Here is a 1467-nt window from a genome sequence, read left to right as displayed (position 1 = left end):
TGGTCGATTCTTCTTCTTGCGACAGACGAAGATCGAGACCAAGGGCTTCAGTTGATCAGTGTGCACCATGCCGGGGATGCTCGTGCGTCCGGGGAGATTTCGGCGTTGCGGCAGGAGTTCTACCAGTGCCTGCCCCGGCGAGCGGACGCGTTGTTCGAACTCACCGACGCGGTGTTGTGCGCGGACGGGCCAGTACGGTCGGTTGCTGAGCTGTCGCTGACTGGTGAGCATCGTCGTGGTCATGGCAGCGGCTATGCCGCGCTGGCTCAGGGGCGGATCGACGTCGACCGGTTACGCGTCGCGCTGAGCGCGGTGTCACTGCCGCGTGCGGCGGACGGGCGGCTGGTGCTGGCGGTGGACGTGACCTGCTGGCTGCGCCCGGAAGCGCACACCTGCCCGCAGCGGATCCTGTGTCACACCTACGGCCGTGGCAAGGACCAGCACATGATGGTGCCGGGCTGGCCCTACTCGGTCGTCGTCGCGCTGGAGACCGGGCGCGGTTCGTGGACCGCGCCGCTGGACGCGGTCCGGCTCGCACCCGGCGACAACGCCGCGAACGTGACCGCCCGGCAGATCCGTGACGTGGTGGGCCGGCTGACCGCCGCCGGGCACTGGTCGCCGGGAGAGCCGGACATCCTGCTGGTCGCCGACGCCGGCTACGACGGGCCCCGGCTGGCCCACGTGCTGGCCGACCTGCCGATCACGGTGCTGGTGCGGATGCGCTCGGATCGGGTCCTGCACCGCCCGGTCCCATTACAGCCGCCGGGCACGATGGGCAGGCCGCGCCGTCATGGCGGTGAGTTCGCCTTCGGCGACCCGGCGACCTGGGGCGCATCGGATGTCACCATCCAGACCACGACCCGGCTCTATGGTCCCGCGCTGATCCGGGCCTGGGACCGGCTGCACCCACGGCTGACGCACCGCATCGCCTGGGCCGGCCACGACGGCACCCTGCCGATCCTGGACGGCACCGTGATCCGGCTGCAGGTCGAACGCCTGCCCTCCGGCGCGATCCCGAAACCGGTATGGCTCTGGCACTCCCGCACCGGCCTCGAGCAGGCTGAAGTGGACCTGGCCTGGCAGGCGTTCCTGCGCCGCTTCGACATCGAGCACACCTTCCGCATGCTCAAACAAACCCTCGGCTGGACCACCCCGAAACTGCGCTCACCCGACGCCGCGGACCGATGGACCTGGCTGCTGATCACCGCCTACACCCAGCTTCGCCTCGCCCGCGACCTCACCGAAGACCTGCGCCGACCCTGGGAGAAATCCCGCCCAGTCCAACGGCTCAGCCCAGCACGGGTCCGCCGAGGGTTTCGGAACCTACGCCCACAACTCGCCTGCCCAGCACGCGTCCCAAAACCCTCCAGGCCTGGTCCCGGACGACTAGCCGGAACACCCAACCACCGGCCCGCCACGCGACACGACGTCCACACCGTCACCAGCACGAGCAAGCAGAAACCCAAG

General features: G+C 69.5%; 1 protein-coding gene. It reads left to right on the top strand.

Annotation, left to right across the window (positions count from 1 at the left end):
* A partial coding sequence (locus IE307_RS46460; RefSeq protein ID WP_308436463.1) for an NF041680 family putative transposase occupies positions 1-1467 on the top strand: 1467 nt, incomplete at both ends.

It is taken from the genome of Lentzea cavernae, from assembly GCF_014653695.1.
GTDB lineage: Bacteria > Actinomycetota > Actinomycetes > Mycobacteriales > Pseudonocardiaceae > Lentzea > Lentzea cavernae.
The sequence above is the reverse complement of the archived record's forward strand: the minus strand, read 5'-3'. Positions and strand labels throughout refer to the sequence as shown.